General features: G+C 70.2%; 21 protein-coding genes. 6 read left to right on the top strand and 15 right to left on the bottom strand.

Annotated elements, in window-relative coordinates:
• The first annotated feature begins 24 nt into the window (after window positions 1-24).
• Genes ACFY0U_RS23025 through ACFY0U_RS23015 form a run of 3 tightly spaced genes read left to right on the top strand, consistent with a single transcriptional unit; the run spans window position 25 to window position 2,883 of the window.
• Window positions 25-1,296 carry an aromatic ring-hydroxylating dioxygenase subunit alpha gene (locus tag ACFY0U_RS23025; RefSeq protein WP_388638638.1) on the top strand — a complete coding sequence of 424 codons (1,272 nt, stop codon included), beginning with the start codon at window positions 25-27 and terminating at the stop codon, window positions 1,294-1,296.
• Window positions 1,297-1,306: 10 nt separating this feature from the next.
• Entirely contained in the window at window positions 1,307-1,639 is a 333-nt protein-coding gene (locus tag ACFY0U_RS23020) for a hypothetical protein (RefSeq protein WP_388638636.1), read from the top strand.
• Window positions 1,639-2,883, top strand: coding sequence for an amidohydrolase family protein (locus tag ACFY0U_RS23015; RefSeq protein ID WP_388638635.1), 1,245 nt, complete (start codon window positions 1,639-1,641; stop codon window positions 2,881-2,883). The genes ACFY0U_RS23020 and ACFY0U_RS23015 overlap by 1 nt, the downstream gene beginning before the upstream one ends.
• A gap of 90 nt (window positions 2,884-2,973) precedes the next feature.
• Here ACFY0U_RS23015 and ACFY0U_RS23010 read toward each other — a convergent pair whose 3' ends face one another.
• Together ACFY0U_RS23010 and ACFY0U_RS23005 are read right to left on the bottom strand one after the other, a co-directional pair.
• Window positions 2,974-3,738 carry an SDR family NAD(P)-dependent oxidoreductase gene (locus ACFY0U_RS23010; RefSeq protein WP_388638633.1) on the bottom strand — a complete coding sequence of 255 codons (765 nt, stop codon included), beginning with the start codon at window positions 3,736-3,738 and terminating at the stop codon, window positions 2,974-2,976.
• Window positions 3,739-3,744: 6 nt separating this feature from the next.
• Entirely contained in the window at window positions 3,745-5,229 is a 1,485-nt protein-coding gene (locus ACFY0U_RS23005; RefSeq protein WP_388638631.1) for a class I adenylate-forming enzyme family protein, read from the bottom strand.
• Between the two features lie 75 nt (window positions 5,230-5,304).
• Here ACFY0U_RS23005 and ACFY0U_RS23000 point away from each other — a divergent pair, with 75 nt between their 5' ends.
• Window positions 5,305-6,471, top strand: coding sequence for an acyl-CoA dehydrogenase family protein (locus ACFY0U_RS23000; RefSeq protein WP_388638629.1), 1,167 nt, complete (start codon window positions 5,305-5,307; stop codon window positions 6,469-6,471).
• A 63-nt stretch (window positions 6,472-6,534) separates the two neighbouring features.
• Here ACFY0U_RS23000 and ACFY0U_RS22995 read toward each other — a convergent pair whose 3' ends face one another.
• From ACFY0U_RS22995 to ACFY0U_RS22960, 8 genes are all read right to left on the bottom strand, one after another.
• The gene (locus ACFY0U_RS22995; protein ID WP_388638627.1) at window positions 6,535-7,497 is read right to left on the bottom strand and encodes an electron transfer flavoprotein subunit alpha/FixB family protein; all 963 of its coding nucleotides are present in this window, start codon (window positions 7,495-7,497) and stop codon (window positions 6,535-6,537) included.
• Between the two features lie 18 nt (window positions 7,498-7,515).
• Entirely contained in the window at window positions 7,516-8,301 is a 786-nt protein-coding gene (locus ACFY0U_RS22990) for an electron transfer flavoprotein subunit beta/FixA family protein (protein WP_388638626.1), read from the bottom strand.
• A gap of 34 nt (window positions 8,302-8,335) precedes the next feature.
• Window positions 8,336-9,082, bottom strand: a complete 747-nt coding sequence (locus tag ACFY0U_RS22985) for a GntR family transcriptional regulator (RefSeq protein WP_388638624.1) — start codon at window positions 9,080-9,082, stop codon at window positions 8,336-8,338.
• 29 nt (window positions 9,083-9,111) lie between these two features.
• Window positions 9,112-10,302 carry a CaiB/BaiF CoA transferase family protein gene (locus tag ACFY0U_RS22980; RefSeq protein WP_388638622.1) on the bottom strand — a complete coding sequence of 397 codons (1,191 nt, stop codon included), beginning with the start codon at window positions 10,300-10,302 and terminating at the stop codon, window positions 9,112-9,114.
• A 117-nt stretch (window positions 10,303-10,419) separates the two neighbouring features.
• On the bottom strand, window positions 10,420-10,686 hold the full coding sequence (locus tag ACFY0U_RS22975; protein ID WP_234441500.1) for a hypothetical protein: 267 nt from the start codon (window positions 10,684-10,686) through the stop codon (window positions 10,420-10,422).
• A gap of 38 nt (window positions 10,687-10,724) precedes the next feature.
• Window positions 10,725-12,167 carry a FadD3 family acyl-CoA ligase gene (locus tag ACFY0U_RS22970; RefSeq protein ID WP_388638620.1) on the bottom strand — a complete coding sequence of 481 codons (1,443 nt, stop codon included), beginning with the start codon at window positions 12,165-12,167 and terminating at the stop codon, window positions 10,725-10,727.
• Window positions 12,164-13,342, bottom strand: coding sequence for an amidohydrolase family protein (locus ACFY0U_RS22965; protein ID WP_388638618.1), 1,179 nt, complete (start codon window positions 13,340-13,342; stop codon window positions 12,164-12,166). The genes ACFY0U_RS22970 and ACFY0U_RS22965 overlap by 4 nt, the downstream gene beginning before the upstream one ends.
• Before the next feature lie 38 nt (window positions 13,343-13,380).
• The gene (locus tag ACFY0U_RS22960; RefSeq protein WP_388638616.1) at window positions 13,381-14,943 is read right to left on the bottom strand and encodes an AMP-binding protein; all 1,563 of its coding nucleotides are present in this window, start codon (window positions 14,941-14,943) and stop codon (window positions 13,381-13,383) included.
• Window positions 14,944-15,039: 96 nt separating this feature from the next.
• Between ACFY0U_RS22960 and ACFY0U_RS22955 the strand changes: the two genes are divergently transcribed.
• Entirely contained in the window at window positions 15,040-15,759 is a 720-nt protein-coding gene (locus ACFY0U_RS22955) for an enoyl-CoA hydratase/isomerase family protein (RefSeq protein WP_388638614.1), read from the top strand.
• Between the two features lie 119 nt (window positions 15,760-15,878).
• Here ACFY0U_RS22955 and ACFY0U_RS22950 read toward each other — a convergent pair whose 3' ends face one another.
• The 5 genes from ACFY0U_RS22950 to ACFY0U_RS22930 are packed head-to-tail and all read right to left on the bottom strand — an operon-like array spanning window position 15,879 to window position 20,770.
• Window positions 15,879-16,451, bottom strand: coding sequence for a GNAT family N-acetyltransferase (locus ACFY0U_RS22950; protein WP_388638613.1), 573 nt, complete (start codon window positions 16,449-16,451; stop codon window positions 15,879-15,881).
• Window positions 16,452-16,490: 39 nt separating this feature from the next.
• Window positions 16,491-17,252: an SDR family NAD(P)-dependent oxidoreductase gene (locus ACFY0U_RS22945; protein WP_388638611.1), complete on the bottom strand. Its 762-nt coding sequence runs from the start codon at window positions 17,250-17,252 to the stop codon at window positions 16,491-16,493.
• On the bottom strand, window positions 17,249-18,085 hold the full coding sequence (locus ACFY0U_RS22940; RefSeq protein WP_388638609.1) for a TauD/TfdA dioxygenase family protein: 837 nt from the start codon (window positions 18,083-18,085) through the stop codon (window positions 17,249-17,251). The genes ACFY0U_RS22945 and ACFY0U_RS22940 overlap by 4 nt, the downstream gene beginning before the upstream one ends.
• A 25-nt stretch (window positions 18,086-18,110) precedes the next feature.
• Entirely contained in the window at window positions 18,111-19,325 is a 1,215-nt protein-coding gene (locus ACFY0U_RS22935; RefSeq protein ID WP_388638607.1) for a CaiB/BaiF CoA transferase family protein, read from the bottom strand.
• Entirely contained in the window at window positions 19,322-20,770 is a 1,449-nt protein-coding gene (locus ACFY0U_RS22930; protein WP_388638606.1) for an aldehyde dehydrogenase family protein, read from the bottom strand. The genes ACFY0U_RS22935 and ACFY0U_RS22930 overlap by 4 nt, the downstream gene beginning before the upstream one ends.
• Window positions 20,771-20,973: 203 nt before the next feature.
• On the opposite strand from ACFY0U_RS22930, the gene ACFY0U_RS22925 reads away from it, so the two are divergent.
• The gene (locus ACFY0U_RS22925; protein ID WP_388638604.1) at window positions 20,974-21,771 is read left to right on the top strand and encodes an NAD(P)-dependent oxidoreductase; all 798 of its coding nucleotides are present in this window, start codon (window positions 20,974-20,976) and stop codon (window positions 21,769-21,771) included.
• Window positions 21,772-21,837: the final 66 nt, after the last annotated feature.

Below are 21,837 nucleotides of genomic sequence, written 5' to 3'. Positions count from 1 at the left end.
CAAGCGACTGGAGGACCAGACCCCATGGCGCACTTCAAGAAGCCCGAAGCGGGCAGCTGGACCGAGCACCTCAAGATCGGTACGGAGCCGGTCAGTTACGAGGACTCGATCTCGCCGGAGCACTACGAACGCGAGCGGGACGCGATCTTCCGGAAGACCTGGCTGAACGTCGGCCGCGTCGAGCAACTTCCCAAGCGGGGCAGCTTCTTCACCAAGGAGCTGGACGCGGCCCGCACCTCGGTCATCGTCGCCCGCGGCACGGACGACGAGGTGCGCGCCTTCCACAACGTGTGCCGGCACCGCGGCAACAAGCTCGTGTGGAACGACTTCCCGCGCGAGGAGACCAGCGGGGTCTGCCGCCAGTTCACCTGCAAGTACCACGCCTGGCGCTACGACCTGGAGGGCAAGCTCGCCTTCGTCCAGCAGGAGCAGGAGTTCTTCGACCTCGACAAGTCGCGGTACGGACTGAAGCAGGTGCAGGCGGAGGTGTGGGAGGGGTTCGTCTTCGTGAACCTCGACCCCGACAACGCCACCCCGCTACGGGAGTACCTGGGCGAGTTCGCCCACGGCATCGAGGGCTATCCGTTCCACAAGATGACACAGGCCCACACGTACCGGGCCGAGATCGGCGCCAACTGGAAGCTCTTCATCGACGCGTTCGCCGAGTTCTACCACGCGCCGATCCTGCACGCGGGCCAGTACACCTCCGACGAGGCCCGCAAGATCCAGAAGTACGGCTACGAGGCGCTGCACTACGACATCGACGGCCCGCACAGCATGGTCTCCTCCTGGGGCGGCATCGCCCCGCCGCACGACCGCGCGATGGTCAAGCCCATCGAAGGCGCCCTGCGCAGCGGTCTGTTCGGCCCCTGGGAGGCGCCGGACATCGGTGTGGAGACGGCGGACCTGCCGCCGGCCATCAACCCGACCCGCGACAAGCGCTGGGGCATGGACTCCTTCGTCTTCTTCCCCAACTTCATGCTGCTGGTCTGGCGGCCCAACTGGGTGCTCACGTACCACTACTGGCCGACCGCCTACAACAGTCACATCTTCGAGGCGACCTGCTACTTCGTGCCCCCGGAGAACGCCTTCCAGCGTCTCCAGCAGGAGCTGGCCGTCGTCTCGTTCAAGGAGTACGGCCTCCAGGACGGCAACACCCTGGAGGCGACACAGACGATGCTCGAGTCGCGCGCGGTGGGGGAGTTCCCGCTCAACGACCAGGAAGTCCTGCTCCGGCATCTGCACCAGACCGCCCGCCAGTACGTCAGCGACCACGAGCAGCGCACCGCGTCCTGAGGAGCCGACCATGCCCACTGCTGTCTTCCCGCCCGAGTTCGCCGCGCTGGAGCCGTTCGCCGACTGGGCGGTGCCGACCGAGAAGGCCCGCTACGCCAAGCGGATCGCCTCGACGATGGATGAGCTCGACGCCTTCTACGCCACGGCGTTCCCGCTGCTGAAGGATGGCACGGAGTATCTCCAGAACGTGTCGATGGAGGACATCTCCGAGCCGGACAAGCATCTGCTGTGGCTGTTCTGCGCGCTGGTGACCGTCGCCTTCTCGGTGGAGGCCTGGCGTCAGCCCAGGGTCCCCGACACCGGCCCCGCGAGCATCGACGCGGTCGTCGAACCGGCCGTCTGATGCCCCGCCCCCGCACCCCGCAGCCACCCGTCCACCTCCGCGCCGCCCGCATGCTCGACGTCGACAAGGGTGAACTCGTCGAGCCGGGCGACCTGTTGATCGAGGGTGACCGCATCACCGCGATCGCCCCGACGACGGTCCCCGAGGGCGCCGTGGAGATCGACCTCGGCGACCTGACCCTCCTGCCGGGCCTGATGGACATGGAGGTCAACCTCCTGCTGGGCGGCCCCGACCACCGCAGCCCCCTGAACCCGGTCCAGGACGACCCGGCCGTACGCACCCTCCGAGCCGTGGCCAACGCCCGCCGCACGCTCCGCTCGGGCTTCACGACCGTACGAAACCTCGGCCTGTTCGTGCAGACCGGCGGCCTGTTGCTGGACGTGGCGCTCAAGAAGGCGATCGACCTCGGCTGGATCGAGGGACCACGGGTCGTCCCGGCGGGCCACGCCATCACCCCGACCGGCGGCCACCTCGACCCGACGATGTTCCAGGCGTTCGCCCCGCACATCATGCCCCTCACCGTCGAGGAGGGCATCGCCAACGGCGTCGACGAGGTGCGCAAGGCGGTCCGCTACCAGATCAAGCACGGCGCCCGGGTCATCAAGGTCTGCGCGTCCAACGGCGTCATGTCCCACACCGGCCCGGCCGGCGCCCAGCAGTACTCCGACGAGGAACTGCGCGCGATCACCGACGAGGCCCATCGGGCGGGCCTGAAGGTGGCGGCCCACTGCATGGGCGACAAGGCGATCCGGGCCGCGCTGGACGCGGGCATCGACTGCATCGAGCACGGCTTCCTGGCGAGCGACGAGGTCCTGGACCTCATGGTCGAGCGCGGCACCTTCCTCGTGGCCACCACCTACATAGCCGACGGCATGGACGTCTCGAAAGCAGCCCCCGAACTCCAGGCCAAGGCCGCCGACGTCTTCCCCCGAGCCAAGGCGACGATCAGCCGCGCCATCGAACGCGGCGTCCGCATCGCCTGCGGCACGGACGCCCCGGCGGTACCGCACGGCAGGGGGGCGAAGGAACTGCTGGCGTTGGTGGACCGCGGGATGACCCCGCTGGCAGCCATCCGCGCGGCCACGACGACAGCCGCAGACCTCATAGACGCAGATGACCGTGGCCGCTTGGAGCCAGGCCTACTGGCCGACGTGATTGCAGTCCAGGGCAACCCTTTGACGGACATCGGGGTGACCGAAGACGTCCGGTTCGTAATGAAGGGCGGTCACGTATATCGCCCTTAGGGGCGCGGGGCTGTATCAATGTGCGGCTCCGCCGCGCGGGCGCGACCAGCCACAACGAACCCGCAGCCGCCGTCGCGCAGAAGCCCCCACTCACACCTTGCGAGTGATCCCCCCATCCACCCGCACAATCGCTCCGGTCGTAAAACTCGACGCCCCGCTGGCGAAATGCAACGCCAGCGGGGCCACGTCATCCGGCCGCCCCAACCTCCCCAGCGGCACGAACGACGCATCGAACCCCTCCGCCTCCCACTCCTTGTGCGCACCGGTCCGCACCGGCCCCGGCAGAATCGCGTTGACCCGGACCTTCGGCGCGTACGCCTCCGCCAGCCCGACGGTGAGCGCGTTGAGCCCCGCCTTGGCGCAGGCGTACGGCAGTTCGTGGACGCTCGCCAGCAGCGACCCCGCCGTGCCGATGTTGATGACGGACCCACCCCTGTGGTCGGCCATGTACGTGGCGGCCAGTACCGCGAGCCGGAACGGTCCCTTCAGATTCACGGCGAGGGTCTTGTCGTAGAGCTCCTCGCTGACCGCGTCGAGGCTGGCGTACAGCGGTGACATGCCCGCGTTGTTGACCAGCACGTCGAGCCCGCCGAACTCCTCGATCGTCTCGGCGACCAGCCGCTCGCACTCCTCCCACCGGCCCACATGGCAGGCGATGCCCACCGCCCGCCGCCCGGTGGACGCCTGCACCTCCTCGGCCACCGCCCGGCACGCCTCGATCTTGCGGGAGGCTACGACGACATCGGCGCCGGCCTCCGCGAGGGTCTGCACGATGGCCCGGCCGATGCCGCGCGATCCGCCGGTGACCACGGCCACCTTGCCGGTCAGGTCATGGAGTTCCGTGAAGGAGGCCATGGGCGATCAGCCTTTCCGTATCGTCGTGAGCAGCCGGCGCCGCAGGAGCTTTCCGGTGGGGGTGTACGGCAGTTCGTCACGGAAGACGACCACGTCCGGTGTCTTGGAACCTCGGAGATGACCGCGCACCCAGGCACGCAGCGCATCCGCGTCGACCGTCGCCCCCGCGTGGATGACCACGAACGCGGCGATCCGCTCGCCCCACTCCTCGTCGGGCACGCCCACGACGGCGGCCTCGCGCACGGCGGCGTGCCGCAGCAGCACGTCCTCGATCTCGGCCGGCGCGACGTTCTCCCCGCCCCGGATGATGGTGTCGTCGGCGCGGCCCTCGATGAACAGATAGCCGTCGTCGTCGAAGTGGGCGAGATCGCGGGTGTGGAACCAGCCGTCCGGCGCCGGGAGCGTGGCATCGCCCTGGTACTCCCCGGACACCTGCGGCCCGCGCACCCACAACTCACCTGCCACACCGGCGGGTTGGGCGGCACCCGACGCGTCCCGGATCTCCGCCTCCACCCCCGGCACCATGCGCCCGGCCGACCGCAGCCGGGCCCGCACCGCCGGGTCGGCGGAGGACAGGGCGGCCCGGTGGTCCTCGGGACCTAGCAGCGCGATGGTCGAACTGGTCTCGGTCAGACCGTAGGCATTGGTGAACCCGGTGTCCGGGAAGGCGCGCAGAGCGGCCTCCAGCACGGTGTGTGGCATCCGGGCCCCGCCGTACGCCAGGGACCGCAGTGTCGGCACCTGGGCCGGCCGCCCGTCCAGATGCTCGACGACACGGGCCAGCATGGTCGGTACGACCATGGCGGACGTGACCCCTTCCGAGCGCACCAGCCGCAGCCAGGCCCCGGGTTCGAAGACGCCCAGATGCACCATGCGCCGCCCCGCGTAGAGGTTGCTGAGCACGGAACCGACGCCCGCCACGTGGTACGGCGGGACACTGGCCAGCACGGCGTCGTCCAGGGACGCGGAGCCGAATTCCACGGTCTGGAGGATGTAGCTGCTCAGATGCCGATGACGCAGCACCGCCGCCTTCGGTGCGGCAGTCGTGCCGCTCGTGAACAGCAGCACGGCCGGGTCGTCCGCGTCCGCCTCCAGACCCTCGGCCGGCTCCGCTGCGAGTCCCTCCGCCACGAGGGCTTCGGGGGTGCGGACATCGAGACCCGGGAATGCCTCGGCGAGCTCTGCGTCGGCGATCACCAGAGGCTTCCCGGTGTGCTTGAGCAGACCGGCCAACGCCTCCGCCGACAGCCGGTAGTTGACCGGCACCAGCGGCACACCCGCGAGCGCGGCGCCGAACAACGCCACGGTGAAGGCAGGGCCGTTGACGCCCGCGAACACCAACTCCAGGGCCCCGGTGCGGTGGACGACGGTCGCGACACCGGCGGCGGCCCGCCGCAGCCGCGCACAAGTCATCCCGGACTCGCGCGGGCCGACCACCACCCGGTCGGGATCGCCGGCCGCCGCCATGTCGAGCAACATCGCGATGTTCAAGACGAGGTCTTCCTTTCTCGACGGACGCGAACGATATTCTACGTACAGGGAAACCCCATTCTCCAGGGAGCGTCCGTGGATTTCGAGCTCACCGAGCAGCAGGAGGACATCCAGGCGGGCGTCCGCGAACTGGCCGCCTCCTTCGGACCCGAGTACTGGGCCGAACGGGACGAGCGCGCGGAGTTCCCCTGGAGCTTCTACGACGCCTTCGCCAAGGCCGGCTGGCTGGGCATCGCCGTCCCCGAGGCGTACGGCGGGGGCGGACTCGGCGTCCTGGAGGCATCGCTGCTGCTCGAAGAGGTGGCGGCCTCAGGCGCCGGCATGAACGGGTGCAGCACCATGCACCTGACCATCTTCGGCCTCAACGTCCTGGCCAAGCACGGCAGCGAGGAACTCCGTCGCGAGGTCCTGCCGCACGCCGCCGCCGGCGACCTGCACGTCTGCTTCGGTGTCACCGAACCCGACGCCGGCACCGACACCACCAGCATCTCCACGTTCGCCCGCCGCGACGGCGACCACTATGTGATCGACGGCCGCAAGATCTGGATCACCAAGGCCGGCGACTCCCAGAAGATGGTCCTCCTCGCCCGCACCACCCCTCGAGAGGAAGTCGACAAGCCGACCAAGGGCATCTCCGTCTTCCTCGTCGACGTCGACCGCACGGCCATGGACATCCGGCCGATCCCCAAGATGGGCCGCAACGCCGTGGCCTCCAACGAGATCTTCATCGACGGACTGCGAGTGCCGGTGGGCGCGCGGATCGGCGAGGAGGGCGAGGGCTTCCGCTATCTGCTCGACGGGCTCAACCCGGAGCGCATCCTGCTCGCCCACGAGGCGCTGGGCCTCGGCCGGGCGGCGCTGGACGCGGCGACCCGCTACGCCCGCGACCGCGTCGTCTTCGGCCGCCCCATCGGCCAGAACCAGGGCATCGCCTTCCCACTCGCCGAGGCCCTCACCCGACTCGACGCGGCGCGCCTGATGGCCCGCAACGCGGCCTGGCGCTACGACCGGGGCCTGAAGTGCGGACGCGAGGCCAACATGGCCAAGTTCCTGTGCGCCGACGCGGGCTTCCAGGCCGCCGACCGTGCCGTGCAGACCCTGGGAGGCATGGGATACGCCCACGAGTACCACGTCGAACGGTACTTCCGCGAGTCCCGGCTGCTGCGACTTGCCCCGGTCAGCCAGGAGATGGTCCTCAACTACGTCTCCCAGCACGTACTGGGGCTGCCCAGGTCGTACTGACCCGGACAGCCCACAGTCTTTGGTGCAACAGCCTTTGGTGCAACAGCCGTTGGTACGAGTGCCTCAGCCCTTGCGGGTGTTGATCTCCTCGGTGAGGGCGGGGACGACGTCGAAGAGGTCGCCGACGACGCCGTAGTCGACGAGGTCGAAGATCGGGGCCTCGGCGTCCTTGTTGATCGCGACGATCGTCTTGGACGTCTGCATGCCCGCGCGGTGCTGGATCGCGCCGGAGATGCCGGAGGCGATGTACAGCTGCGGCGACACACTCTTGCCGGTCTGGCCGACCTGGTTGGTGTGCGGGTACCAGCCGGCGTCCACCGCGGCGCGCGAGGCGCCCACGGCCGCGCCGAGGGAGTCGGCGAGGGCCTCGATGAGCGCGAAGTTCTCCGCGCCGTTGACGCCGCGGCCGCCGGAGACCACGATTGCGGCCTCGGTCAGCTCGGGGCGGCCGGTGGACTCGCGCGGGGTGCGGGCGGTGACCTTGGTGCCGGTGGCCAGGGCGCCGAAGGACACGGTCAGGGCCTCGACGGTGCCGGCGGCCGGGGCGGCCTCCACGGCGGCGGAGTTGGGCTTGACGGTGATGACCGGGGTGCCCTTGACGACACGGGTCTTGGTGGAGAAGGAGGCGGCGAACACCGACTGGGTGGCCACCGGGCCCTCGTCGCCGGCTTCGAGGTCGACGGCGTCGGTGATGATGCCGGACCCGATGCGCAGCGCGAGGCGGGCGGCGATCTCCTTGCCCTCCGCGGAGGACGGCACCAGCACGGCGGCCGGGGAGACGGCGTCGTAGGCGGCCTGAAGGGCGTCGACCTTCGGGACGACCAGGTAGTCGGCGTACTCGGCGGCCTCGTGGGTGAGGACCTTGACGGCGCCGTGCTCGGCCAGCACGGCCGCCGTGTCCGCGGCACCGGCACCCAGCGACACCGCCACCGGCTCACCTATCCGGCGCGCGAGCGTCAGCAGCTCCAGCGTGGGCTTGCGGACGGCACCGTCCACATGATCGACGTAGACGAGAACTTCAGCCATGGATCAACGCACCCTCTCTCAGATGAACTTCTGGCTCGCGAGGAACTCGGCGAGCTGCTTGCCGCCCTCGCCCTCGTCCTTGACGACTGTTCCGGCGGTACGCGCCGGGCGTGCGGTCGCTGAGTCGACGGCCGTCCAGGCACCGTCCAGGCCCACTTCCTCGGCGTCGATGTCGAGGTCGGACAGGTCCCAGGACTGAACCGGCTTCTTCTTGGCGGCCATGATGCCCTTGAAGGACGGGTAACGCGCCTCGCCCGACTGGTCGGTGACCGACACGACCGCCGGGAGGGAAGCCTCCAGCTGCTCGGACGCGGCGTCGCCGTCACGACGGCCCTTCACGACACCGTCCTCGACCGACACCTCGGACAGCAGGGTGACCTGCGGGACGCCCAGACGCTCGGCTACCAGCGCCGGCACGATACCGGCAGTGCCGTCCGTGGACGCCATACCCGAGATCACCAGGTCGTAGCCGGCCTTCTCGATCGCCTTCGCCAGCACCAGCGAGGTACCGATGGCGTCCGTGCCGTGCAGGTCGTCGTCCTCGACGTGGATCGCCTTTTCCGCGCCCATGGACAGCGCCTTGCGCAGCGCGTCCTTGGCGTCCTCGGGACCCACGGTCAGCACGGTGATCTCGGCGTCGTCGGCCTCGTCGGCGATCTGGAGGGCCTGCTCGACCGCGTACTCGTCCAGCTCGGAGAGCAGGCCGTCCACGTCGTCACGGTCGACGGTCAGGTCATCGGCGAAGTGCCGGTCGCCCGTGGCGTCGGGCACGTACTTCACGGTCACAACTATCTTGAGACTCACGGCAATTGCTCCTCTTTCGACAATCCATCCGGCGTCACCGGCCGCTGCGCCGCAGCCGTACGCGGTACGAGTAGTGCTCGGGCAGGAAGTGACTGATCGCCAGCTCGACGAGCTGTCCGGCGACCGACTGGTAGACCCGGTCGATGCGCAGCAGCGCATGTCCCGGTTCGCAGCCGAGGTGTTCGGCGAGTTCGGGGGTGGCCCGCGCGACCGTGATGCTCTGCTCGGCCTCGGCGATCGGCTCGGGGAGCCGGCCGTCGAGGAAGCCGATGACGGTGGAGGCGCTGGGGGTGCCGGGCTCGGTGAGTTCGGGGACCGATTCCAGCAAGTGGCCGACGTCGGGCGGCAGGAAGACCGCGGTGTGGCAGAACGCGGTGTTCTCGTGCAGCCGGACGAAGGCCAGCTTGTGCACCCGGTCGGTGTGCAGGCCCAGCCGCCCTGCCGCGTCGACGTCCACCCGTCGGTGCAGGGGCGTCACGACCCGCATCCGGGTGTCGATGGACAGGCCCATCAGGTCGTCCACCGACCCGAACTGGCGCAGATACTGCTCGTCGCGGGGCGTGGCGAAGGTGCCGCGCCCCGGCACCCGGTGGACCAGCCCTTCCGCCACCAGGTCCTGGAAGGCCCGGCGCACGGTCTGCCGGCTGATCCCGTAGTGCTCGGCGAGCTGGGCCTCCGTCGGCAGCCGCACCCCCTCGGGGTAGTCGTGCCGCAGGATCGCGGTGCGCAGTTCGCGGGCGAGCTTCAGATAGGTGCTCTCCCGCTGTGGCTGCTCAAGCATCGGCGTCACCTCGTGTTCAGACGACGTGTTCAGACGACACCGTCGGCGCGCAGCGCCTCGATGTCGGCGCGGCTGTGGCCGAGCCCGGTCAGGATCATGTCGGTGTGCTCGCCCACGGCCGGTACGGGGTCCATGCGGGCGGGCAGCCCCGCCAGGTCGGCCGGCGGCAGCAGCGCCTGCACGGTGGCGCCCGGGACACCCACCTCGCGCCAGCGGCCACGGGCGGCCAGCACGGGATGGTCGAGGAACGCGGCGATGTCGTTGACCCCGGCGCAGGCGATGCCCATGTCCTCCAGGTCCTTGAGGATCTCCTCGGCCCCGGAGCGCGCACAGCGTTCGGCGACCACGGCGTTGAGCTCCTCGCGGTGGGCGACACGGTCGGGACCGGTGGCGAAGCGCGGGTCGGTGGTCAGCGCGGGATCACCGAGGAACTGCGCGCACAGTACGGCCCATTCGCGCTCGTTCTGGATGGAGAACAGCACGTCCTTGCCGTCGGCGGTCGTGAAGGTGCCGTAGGGGGCGATGGTGGCGTGCTGGGTGCCCAGGCGCGGGGGCTGGGTGCCGCCGTACCGCGTGTAGTTGGCCGGCTGGCCCATCCACTCGGCCAGTGCCTCGAAGAGGGACACCTCGACCGGGTGGGCCGTGCCCGTGGTGGCGCGGGTGTACAGGGCGGTCAGGACGCCGCTGTAGGCGTACATCCCGGCGGCGATGTCGGCGACGGAGATCCCGACCCGCGCGGTCTCGTCCGGGGTTCCGGTCAGGGACACCAGGCCGGTCTGGCACTGCACCAGCAGGTCGTACGCCTTGCGATCGGACCAGGGTCCGTCGGTGCCGTATCCGGAGATCGTGCACGGGATCAGGCGCGGCCAACGCCCGGTGAGCGTGTCGGTGTCGAGGCCGAGGCGGTCCACGGCTCCCGGGGCGAGGTTCTGCACGAAGACGTCGGCGTCGTCGAGGAGCCGGTGCAGGATCTCCAGACCGCGCGGGTCCTTGAGGTCCAGGGTCAGGGAGTCCTTGGAGCGGTTCAGCCAGACGAAATAGCTGGAGTGACCGTGGACGGTCGTGTCGTAGCGTCGCGCGAAGTCACCGCCGCCCGGCCGCTCCACCTTGATCACCCGGGCGCCGAGGTCGGCCAGCTGCCGGGTGGCATAGGGGGCGGCCACCGCCTGCTCCAGGCTGACGACCGTGATCCCGGACAGAGGAAGCTTCGGGACGCTCATATGGCCTATTTGTACGGCCAAATCGAGGACCCTGTCAAAGTGATCCAAGTCATGCGCGCGCGGTCCTGCGCGGGCAGGGAGGAAGGACCCCCGGTCCTCCCTCCTCACCCCGCGTGATCAGGACTGACGGCTCGGATGGCACAGCACCATCACGGCGCGGGCGACGAGTTCACCGGCGCCGCCGAGCTCCTGCCGGTAGCGGTCCGTCATCTCCCGTACGGTCTCCGCGAACTCGGGATCGACGGCGCGGGCGCGCGCGGGGGGAGGCAGTTCCTGCGCCATGGCGCGGCGTCGGGCGAGAAGGGTGATGATCTCCTCGTCGAGGCGCTCTATCCGGTCCGGTGACGGGTCCGCCGTCAGGTCGGCGGTGCTGTTCGTCGTCACAATGAATCTCCGTTCTCCCGCGGGTGACGCGACGGGCCTCATCGCAATTGGTCCTTCAACACCTTGCCCGTGGCACCGATCGGCAACTCCTCCCGGAACTCCACGGATCGGGGCACCTTGTAACCGGCCATGCGTTCCCGGCTCCAGGCGATCAGCTCGTCCGCCGACACCGGGCCGTGCCGTACGACGAAGGCCTTGCCCACCTGGCCCAGCCGCGTGTCGGGGACGCCCACCACCGCGGCCTGGGCGACCGCCGGGTGCTGGAGCAGGAAGCCCTCGATCTCGGCGGGGTAGGCGTTGAAGCCGCCCACCACGAACATGTCCTTCTTCCGGCCGACGATCCTCAACCGTCCCTGTTCGTCGAGCTCGCCCAGGTCACCGGTGCGCAGCCAGCCGTCCGGGCCGATCGCCTCGGCCGTCGCGGCGGGGTCGTCGAGGTAGCCGAGCATGACGCTGTAGCCGCGCACCAGCACCTCGCCGTCGTCGGCGATACGGACCTCCAGCCCGTCGCAGGGGAGGCCGACGGTCGTGGCGATCTCCTCGAAGGAGTCGCCGGCCCGGGAGGCCGTGACCGTGCCGGCCTCGGTCAGGCCGTAGCCGGTCATGATCGTCCGGAAGGGCAGTTCGCTTCTGATCCGGCGGACGAGCTCCACCGGGATGTCCGCCGACCCGGTCACCGCGGCCCGCAGCGAGGACAGGTCCCGGCCGCCCTTCGCCTCCGCCTCCAGCAGGGAGTGGTACAGGGTGGGCGGGCCCGGCAGCATCGTCACCCGTTCGCGTTCGACCAGGTCGAGCACGTGGTCCACGTCGAAGACCGGCACCGGGAGGATGGTCGCGCCCCGGATCAGGGAGGCGATACAGCCCGCCTTCCAGCCGAACATGTGGAAGAACGGATTGACGATCAGATAGCGGTCGCCCTCGCGCAGGTCCGCCAGATCGCACCACTCCGCGAACAGGCGCAGGTTCTGCGCGTGGCTCATCAGGACACCCTTGGGGCGGCCCGTCGTCCCCGAGGTGAAGATGATGTCGGAGAGGTCCGACCCGCTCACCTGGCACTCGTACGGCGATCCGCTCGCGAGGAAGTCCGACTTGAGGTCGATCACCGGAACGCCGGGCGGCCCGGTGAACTCCATGCCCAGGAAGCCCTGTTGGACGAGAAGGGCCTTCGCGCCACCCCGTACGACGATGTCGTGCGCCTCGTCCGCCTTGAACCGGGTGTTGACCGGCACCAGCACCCCGCCGGCGGCGAGCAGACCGAAGCCCGCGACGAGCCACTCGGCGGAGTTGGGCGCCCAGATCGCCACCCGGTCGCCCTTCCCGACCCCCAGCGCCCTGAACGCGCCCGCCGCCTTCCGTACCCGCTCGGCGAGTTCGGCGAAGGTGAGCCGCAGCGAGCCGTCGACGACCGCCTCGGCCGCCCCGAAGCGGTCGGCGGCGCTCAGCACCATCCGGGGGATGGACTCCCAGGACTCCCAGGTCATGCCGGTATCAGCCGCGCCAGATTGCCGCCCATGATCTTCGCCTGGTCCGGCACGGCCAGTCCCTGGATGGCGTTGACGTAGGAGGTCGGCTGGGACAGGCCTTCCGGGTGCGGGTAGTCGGAGCCGAACAGGATGCGGTCCACGCCGATGAGGTCGACCAGGCCGCCCAGGTCCTCCTCGTAGAACGGGCTGACGTGGATGCTGTTCTTCACCGCCTGCACCGGGTCGCCGAGGAACTCGTTCGGCATCTTCTTGTAGACGTCGGCGAGTTGGTCGAGCAGCGGTGCCACCCACGAGGAGCCGTTCTCGATCAGGGCGATCTTCAGCTCGGGGAAGCGGAACAGCGCGCCGTGGCACACCCACGCGGCCACCGCGTCCTGGATCGGCCGCCACTCGGAGACCGTGCGGAAGGCGTTGGGCTTGAACGGCAGCATTTCATTGAGGCCGCCCTCCCAGTCGCTCGTGTACTTCGCGTAGCCGCTGTCGGAGGAGTGCATCGCGACCAGCACCCCGGTCTCCACGACCCGCTTCCAGAACGGGTCGAACTCCTCCAGTGCGAAGGACCGCGAGCCGCCGTATCCCGGCACCGGCGCCGGGCGGATGAGTACGGCCTTCGCGCCGCGCTCCACCGCCCAGTCGAGCTCCGCGATCGCCTTCTCGACGATCGGCAGCGTGATCACGGGGGTGGTGAAGATCCGGTCCTTGTAGTTGAACGACCAGGTCTCGTACAGCCATTCGTTGAGCGAGTGGATCACCGCGTGGATCAGCTCCGGGTGGTGCCGCATCCGCTCCTCGATGAGGCTGGCGAGCGTCGGGAACATCAGCGTCCGCTGTACGCCGAGTTCGTCCAGCAGCTCAAGGCGCGGCCCCGGTTCACGGAACGCCGGGATCGATCGCATCGGGTCGCCGAAGATCTCCCGACGGGACTTGCCCTCGGGGTTGCCGACCCGGAAGTACTCCTCCATCGCGCCCGGCCGGGCGACGACCTCGAAGGTCGGGTTCGGGATGTACTCACTGATCTGGCCCAGGATCGCGATCTTCGTACGGCCGTTGACCTGTACGTACTGGATCGCGCCCTCGTACTCCTTGGGGAGGTGCCTGGTCAGCGCCTCCTCGGTCTCGTACAGGTGGTTGTCCGCGTCGAAGAGCGGATACGGCAGCGCACGCGACGTCATGAGACCCTCCTTGGCGAATTGCGAGAATCATATTCTCATCACGTGCGTACGGCAATGTCCTGCCGGAGCCGGAACTTCTGGACCTTGCCGCTCGCGGTCCTCGGGAAGTCGGTCACGCCGTGCAGCTCCTCGGGCCACTTCTGTCTGGCCAGACCGGAGTTGTCGAGGTGGGCGCGCATCTCGTCGAGACCGGGGAGAGGGTGGTCGGGCAGCATGCGCAGGAACGCGGCGGCGTGCTCGCCGAGCCGGGCGTCGGGGGCGGCGACCACCGCGGCCTCCGCGACGCCGGACAGGGCGAGGAGGACTTCCTCGACCTCCAGGGCGCTGATGTTCTCGCCGCCGCGGATGATGATGTCGGACTTGCGGTCGGTGATGGTGAGATAGCCGTCCTCGTCGAGGACACCGATGTCGCCGGTGTGGTACCAGCCCTCGTCGTCGAAGAACCGCTCGGTGAGGGCCGGGTCGGTGTAGCCGAGGCACAGGTCCGGGCCGCGGCTGAGGATTTCGCCGTCCTCGGCCAGCCGCACCTCGACGCCCGGCCGTGCGTCCCCGTCCGTGAAGAGCCGCTTGGCCTCGGGGGCGTCGTACCGCGACGAGGTGATCGAGGGGTGCTCGGTGCTTCCGTAGGCCCGGAAGACCTGCACCCCGAGGCCGGCCAGACGGGTCGTGACCGCCACCGGAACCGACGAACCGCCCAGCCCCGCATACCTCATGTGCCGCAGATGGGCCTCGGTGAAGTCGGGGTGGTCGAGCAGGCTCGTCACGTAGTAGGGGGCGCCGCCGCCGATGTGGAGGTCGTGACGGGTCATCAACTCCAGTGCCTGCCCCGGGTCCCACACGTCGGTGAGGTTGACCGGGGAGCCCTCCAGGACCGGGATGAGGAAGGCGTTCACCATGCCGATGAAGTGGCCGACCGGGGCCGCGGTGAGCTGGTGGCCGCGGTCGGGCGGGTAGCTCGCGGTGAGCTGGCGGGTCTCGTGGCCGAGCGTCTGGTGGCTGTGGACGACGCCCTTCGGGTCGCGGGTGGTGCCTGAGGTGAAGGCGATGAGGGCGGGGCCCGTCGGATCGGCGGGCAGGGTGGCGGGGAGCGGGGTGCCGCTCAGCAGGTCCTCGAAGTCCTCGATGCGCGGCTCCTGTTGCGTGGTACGGCCCACCACACCGACCACGGGCACGTCCGCGCACAGGTCGGCCCGGAACTCCAGCCGGCCGAACCGCTCGGCGGCCACGAAGGCCTTCGGACGGACCGCGTCGAGGATGTAGCCGACCTCCTTGCGTCCGTAGAAGTGGACGATCGGCACGACGGCCGCGCCGAGGAACGCCGAGGCCCAGAACACCGCTGCGGCCTCCATCCAGTTGGGCAACTGGAAGGCGACGGTGTCGCCGGGGCCCACGCCCCGCTCCCGCAGTCCGCCCGCCAGACGGCGTGCGACCTGCTCGACGTCATGGAACGTCCCGGACCAGGGGCGGACGGCCGAGTGCACCCGGAACTCGGCGTCGGGCGCCGCCGCGAGTCCTCGTGCGAGCAGGTCCCCGATCGTGTCCTGGGTCCACCAGCCCTCTGCCTCGTAGCGCTTGGCCAACTCTGCGGGGATCCTTCGCATGTGCCTGCTACCTCCCGTACTGCGGTGCGGCTCCGATCGGCGGCGCATACGCTATTCTCGGATTTGGAGAATGCCAATATCCCTCGGGGGAATCGCGTGATCGACCTCGAACTGGACGACGGTCTGGCCGTCCTCACGATCGACCGCCCGCACGCCCGCAACGCCATCTCCCTCGACACCATGGGCGAGTTGGAGAAGGCGCTCGACGCGACGGTGGGTGCGCGGGCGCTGGTGGTCAGGGGAGCCGGGGAGCGGGCGTTCGTCTCCGGGGGAGACCTCAAGGAACTCGCCGCGATCCGCACCGAGGACGCGGCGGCGGCGATGGCCCGGCGGATGCGGGGCATCTGCGACCGGATCGCCGCCTTCCCCGGGCCCGTCGTCGCCGCGCTGAACGGACATGCCCTGGGCGGCGGGGCCGAGGTCGCCGTGGCCGCCGACATCCGGGTGGCCGCGGACGACATCAGGATCGGCTTCAACCAGGTGACCCTGGAGATCATGCCCGCGTGGGGCGGTGCGGAGCGGCTGGCCGCGCTGGTGGGGCGGGGGAGGGCGCTGATGCTCGCGGGGAGCGGAGCCGTGCTCGACGCCGCGGAGGCACAGCGCCTCGGACTCGTCGACCAGGTGCTTCCCCGGGCCGCCTTCGAGGAAGGCTGGCGAGCCCTGGCCAGGTCCCTCGCGACGGTCCCCGCCGGTGAGGTCAAACGTGTTGTCTCCGACGGCACTTCGGCCGACGACGCGGTGCGCGCCTTCGCTCGTCTGTGGGTGGCCGACGCGCACTGGGCGGCGGCGGAGCGGGTGCTGACGCGCGGAAAGTGACGACCCTGAGGCGACCCCCTCGACGCCGGCCGTCGACGCGTTCGTCGCCCTGGAGCGGGGAGCCGTTCAGCTGTCAGGGCCGGCACTTCAGCGCACGGGACGTGCTCGCCCGGGGCGGTTCACCTGGCCGGGGTTGGCGTGGGCGAACCATGCGCCGACGCGTCTGATCGAGGAGCGGCAGGCCCCACAGCGAGGCGCATCCGGACGTAGTCCCCGTCGCCCGGGCCAGGCCGCCGGTGTCCGTCGGGCCGCCAGCCGTGCCGGGCATAGAAGCCCTGGGCGCGGCTGTTGCGCTCCCAGGCCTCCAGTACCCCGGACGTCAGGGACGCATTCCGCAGCCACCGAACGAACGCCGTGTGCAGCCGGCCGCCGACGCCCTGTCCCCAGCAGCCCGGGCGGACGTGGACCTGGTACAGCTGACCGGCTGCCGCCGCGTCCACATCGGCGTCGTGCGGTGGCCCCATCGCCAGGACACCGACCAACTCGTCTCCTCGTACGGCGCACAGAACCGTCTTGGTGTCGTTCCGGACGGCACGCAGCCACATCTCCCGCCGGCCGGCGAAGGCTTCAGGCGAGGCGAGCTCCGGCTCCGACCAACCGCCCGCCTCGTAGTACGCGGTACGCGCCCGCGTGTGCAGATCGGTGACGGCGTCCAGGTCGTCGAGGTCCGCGGGGCGCAGCAAGACTGTCATGCATGTATGACGCACACACCTCGCCGCACAGTTCCCGCCTCAGGTGTTGCGCCCCCCGTTCACCCCGATCACCTGCCCGGTGACATACCCGGCCTCCTCGGACACCAGGAAGGAGCACGCGGCGGCGATGTCCTCCGGGCGTCCGGCCCGCCGTACCGGAGTCAGCTCGGCGTGATGGTCCACCGAGCCGCCCAACAGGCCGCGCTCCTCCGAGTCCCGCAGCATGGGGGTGTCCACGAACCCCGGAGGGATCGTGTTCACCGTGATGCCCGCCGGGCCCAGCTCCAGGGCCAGCGACTTGGTGAGACCGATGAGGCCGGCCTTCGAGGCGACGTAGTGGGCCATGTACTGCTGGCCCGACTGGGCGCTGGAGGAGGAGATGTTGACGATACGGCCCCAGCCCGCGTCCTTCATGCCGGGCACGACGGCCTGGCAGAAGTAGAACGGGCCGTTGAGGTTCACGGCCATGATCCGGTTCCAGGACTCGTCGGTGATCTTCAGAAAGCCCTGGGTCGCTGACACCCCGGCGTTGTTGACCAGCACGAGCGCCGGCCCGCCCAGGGTCTCCCGCACCCGCCGCACCGCGTCGTCCACCTGTGCGCGGTCCGATACGTCGACCCCGCCGAAGGCGACCGCTTGGTGCCCCTTCTGCCGCGACTCCTCGGCCACCCGCTCGGCCGCCTCCGTGTTGAGGTCGACGACGGCCGTCGCGAAACCGTCCTCCGCCAGCCGGTGGGCGATGGCCCGCCCGATGCCCGAACCGCCGCCCGTCACCAGGGCGGTACGCCGCTCCCCGGTCACGCGACGAGCTCCTCGCCCGCCAGGGACGTGCGGTGCATGAGCCGGGAGGAGGCCTCGCCGTAGGGCAGGGCGCGGTGCAGCATCCCGGTGTTGTCCCAGATGACGAGGTCGCCCCGGCACCAGCGGTGGCGAAGGGTGAACTCCGGCTGTGTCGCGCGGTCCAGGAGGTCGTCCAGGAGTGCGCGGCCCTCGGCGGCCGGGCGGCCGACTACCTCGCCCGCCGTCGCCCCGATGAGAAGGGACTTGCGGCCACCGGCCCGGGTCCAGACGAGAGGCTGCTCGCGCGAAGGGTTGCGGTCCCAGGCGGCCCGTTCCCTCGGCGTCGGATCGGGCGTGACGAGCAGTTGCGAGGCCGCGAAGCTGTGCACCACCCGCAGGCCGTCGAGCTCCGCCTTCTCGGTGTCCGACATCGCCTCGTACGCGGCGAAGGTGTTGGCGAACTCCGTGTCGCCGCCTCCGTCGTCGGAGATCTGGTGTGCCGTCAGCAGCGTTGCCTTGTTGGGCACTTCGTCCGTCGTTCCGTCGATGTGCCAGTGAAAGGTGCCCTCGCGATAGGCGGCCAGCGGACTTTTCGACGGGTCGCGGGTGATGCGCTGGATCTCGGAGTGGGTCGGGTGGCCGCCCAGCGGAAGCGGTACGACCTGTCCGAGCAGCCGGCTGAAGGCCACCAGGTCGTCGTCGCCGAGGTGCGCCTCGCGGTAGATCACGACCCCCCGCTGGTCCAGGGCCGCCCGGCACTCCTCGGCGACTCCCTTGTCGACCAGCCTGCTCCCGGACAGGCCCGTGATCTCGACGCCGGTGGTCGGGGTGATGTCGGTGACGGTGACTGTCATGCGCGTTCCCTTTCTGTGACGAGGCTCAGGTCACCGCTCCCGCGGCCTTGAGCGCGAGGATGCGGTCCCAGTCCAGGCCGAGCTCCAGGAGGATCTCCTCGGTCTGCGCCGCGAACTCCGGTGCCGGACCGCTCGGTTGCGGGGCCTCGACGTCGAACTGCACCGGGCTCGCCGCCAGTTCCAGCTCCCCGGCCCGCACGACGTACTCGTTGGCCCGCACCTGCGCGTCGCCGCCCACCTGAAGGGAGTCCTGCACCGGAGCCCAGGGCCCGGCCAGCGTCGCGAAACGCTCGGTCCACTCGGCGAGGGTGCGGCCCGCGATCACCTCGCGCAGGATCTTGACCGCCTCCTCGGTGTGCGCGGCGAGGTCCGCGGCGGTGGCGAAGCGCGGATCCTCGGCCAGTTCGGGCCGGTCGACATGGCGGCACACATCGGCCCAGAACTTGCCGGGCTGCATCATCACGAAGGCGAGATAGCGGTCGTCGGCCGTGCGGTACAGCCCGGACAGCGGATTGGTCGGGGAGCCGTGCCCGCCCGCGGGCGGCGCGATCATCGGCCGCTCCAGGTGGAGGGAGAGGGCGATCCCGTGGCCCATCGCCCAGACACCGCTGCCCAGCAGGGAGACGTCCACGACCGGTGCCTCACCGGTCCGCTCGCGCTGGAGAAGGGCCGCCGCGATGCCGCCGGCGAGGTTGGTGCCGGAGATGGTGTCGCCGTAGGCGGGCCCGGGCGGCGGGATCATCCCCTCGACGCCGGGCGGGGTGAGGCTGGCGGCCGTGCCGGCCCGGGCCCAGAAGGCGGTCATGTCGTAGCCGCCCTTCTCCGCCTCTCGGCCGCGTGGACCGAGCGCACTGCCCCGGGCGTAGACGATGCGCGGGTTCACCTCACGGATGTCGTCCACGTCGATCCCGAACTTCCGCCGGGCCGAGGGCAGGAAGCTCGTCAGGAACACGTCCGAGCGGCGGGCCAGGTCGTACAGCACCTCCCTGCCCTCGGGCCGTGCCATGTCGAGGCCGATGCTGCGCTTGCCCCGGTTGGCGTGCTCGACATTGGGGTTCGGATCGCCCTCGACCTTGAACGTGCCGGTCTGCCGCAGACCGCGCTGCGGATCGCCGTTGACGGCGTGCTCCACCTTGACGACGTCCGCGCCCCAGTCGGCGAGGACGGCACCGGCGGACGGCACGAAGCCGTACATCGCGACTTCGAGAACCCGTATGCCGGCGAGCGGGCCCGTGCTCATACGACCACCGCCCCGAAGGTCTTGCGCTCCATGAACTCCTCCAGCCCGGCCACGCCCTTCTCCCGCCCGATGCCCGACTGCTTGTAGCCGCCGAAGGGCGTGTCGGCGAAGAAGTAGTTGCCGCCGTTGATGCTGAACGTGCCCGTGCGGATCCGCCGGGCCAGGGTGATCGCCCGCTCCTGGTCGGCGCTGTGGACCGCGCCGGACAGGCCGTACACCGAGTCGTTGGCGATCCGGACCGCGTGGTCCTCGTCGTCGTACGGGACGAGGGCGAGCACGGGTCCGAAGACCTCCTCCTGTGCCAGCTCGCTCGTCGGGTCCACGCCGGTGAGGAGCGTGGGCGTGTAGAAGAAGCCCGGGTCCACCCGCTTGCCGCCGGTCACCAGCGTCGCGCCCGCCTCGACGGCCCGGCGGACCATGCCGTCGACCTTGTCGCGCTGCCGCTCGCTGATGAGCGGGCCCATGTAGGTCCTGGGGTGCGCGGGGTCGCCGTACCGCACCCGTTCCAGCGCCGCCGCGACCTGCCCGGCGATCGCGTCGTGGCGCTCTCGCGGCACCAGCATCCGCGAGGTGATCGCACAACTCTGGCCCGCGTGCAGGCAGATCATGTACGCCGCGTACATCGACGCGGCCGCGAAGTCGGCGTCGTCGAGGACGACCAGGGCCGACTTGCCGCCGAGTTCGAGGAAGACCCGTTTCACCGTGCCGCTCGCGGCGGCCATGATGCGGCGGCCGGTCGCGGTGGAGCCGGTGAAGCTGACCATGTCGACGTCCGCGTGGGTGGTGAGCAGTTCGCCGATCGCCGCGTCGGACGATGTCAGTACGTTGACCACGCCCGCCGGGATGTCCGTGTGCTCCGCGATCAGCTCGCCCAGGGCGAGGGTGACCAGCGGGGTGTCCGGGGCGCCCTTGAGGACGACCGTGCAGCCCGCGGCGAGCGCCGGGGCCAGCTTCGCCAGGGCGAGTTGGGTGGGGTAGTTGTACGGGACGATCGCGGCGAGGACCCCGCCGGCCTCCTTCTCCACCCAGCGGCGGTGCCGCTGCCCCTGGTACTCGACCACGCCAAGATCCTCGGTCAGGGGGTGGGCCTTGAGGAGGTCCGCGTAGTAACGGACCAGGCCCACCGGCTCGTCGAGCTGCTGGCTGTGCGTGAGCATCCGGGGTGCGCCGACCTCGGCGATGGTCAACTCCCGCAGCTCTTCGAGGTGTTCGGTGAGCGCGGTGTGGAGCTGGTCGAGGCAGTGGATGCGGAACTCGGTGTCGGTGGACCAGTTCGTGGTGTCGAACGCGCGGCGGGCGGCCGCGACGGCTGCCTCGGCCTGCTCGGTCGTGGCGTCGGGGGCGTGGCCGAGCACGTCGCCGGTGGTGGGGTTGAGCGTGGCGAACGTCCGGTCGCCCTCGACGAGCCGTCCGTCGATGAGCAGCCGCCTGTCCGGGGGTGGCATCCCGTCCCCTTCCCGCTGGAAATGGCGTTCTCGGATTGAGAGAACATTACAGCTGTCAAACTTCCGCGTCACGACCTCGGTCTGGATCAGTCATGCCTGTCACGCGATGACACAAAGTCGCCACACGGGACTTCCGGCCACCACGCATTTGAAAGTAGGGTTCTCGCATCCGGAAGGGAGATTCTTGTGATCCGGGTTGGAACGTGACGCGCGTCGGGCTCATAGGAGCCGGTCGCATGGGGCGGCCCATGATCCGCAGGCTCGCCGAAGCGGGACACGCGGTGTGTGTCCTGGGCCGGTCGGTCGATTCCCGTGCCGCGCTCGCCCAGGAGCCGGCCCGAGTGGTCGACCGGGTCCCCGAGGTCGGCGAAGGCGCCGATGTCGTCCTGGTCTGCGTCCACACCGACGCACAGGTGCGTGAAGTCTGCCTCGACAGCGGCCTGTTGGAGACCCTGCCGAACGGTGCCGTTCTCGTCGTGCACACCACCGGCGACCCGTACACCGTCGAGGAGATCGCACAGCGCGGCACCGACGTGGTCGACGCCCCCGTCAGCGGCGGCCCGCCCGACGTAGCCGCCGGTCACCTCACCCTCTTCGTGGGCGGCGCCGACGACACCGTTGCCCGCGTCCGCCCCGTCCTGCGCAGCTACGGGGACCCGGTGCTGCACGTCGGCCCGCCGGGCACCGGACAGCGCGTGAAGCTCGTCAACAACACCGTCTTCGCCGCCCAGCTCGGACTGCTCTCGCACGCGGCCCGGCTCGGCGCACAACTCGGCCTGGACGAACGGCTCCTGCTGGAGGCACTCACCCACGGCAGCGCGTCGAGCCGCGCGCTCGCCGCAGTCGTACGCCGTGGCTCGGTCGCCGAGTTCGCCCGGTCCACGGCCGAGTTCCTCGGCAAGGACCTCGACGTCGTCCGCGCGGTCGCCGCCGGACTCGGCGCCGATCTCGGCGCACTGACCCAGGTGCTCGACGCGGCCACGCCCGCCGGCACCCCCTGACCCCATCGACCTGCGCGGCGCCCCACGGGCGTCCCTGAGCCAACCGACCTGCAACGTAAGGACACC

Origin of the sequence: Streptomyces sp. NPDC001536 (assembly GCF_042894505.1) — a bacterium.
Classification (GTDB): Bacteria; Actinomycetota; Actinomycetes; order Streptomycetales; family Streptomycetaceae; genus Streptomyces.
The sequence above is the reverse complement of the archived record's forward strand: the minus strand, read 5'-3'. Positions and strand labels throughout refer to the sequence as shown.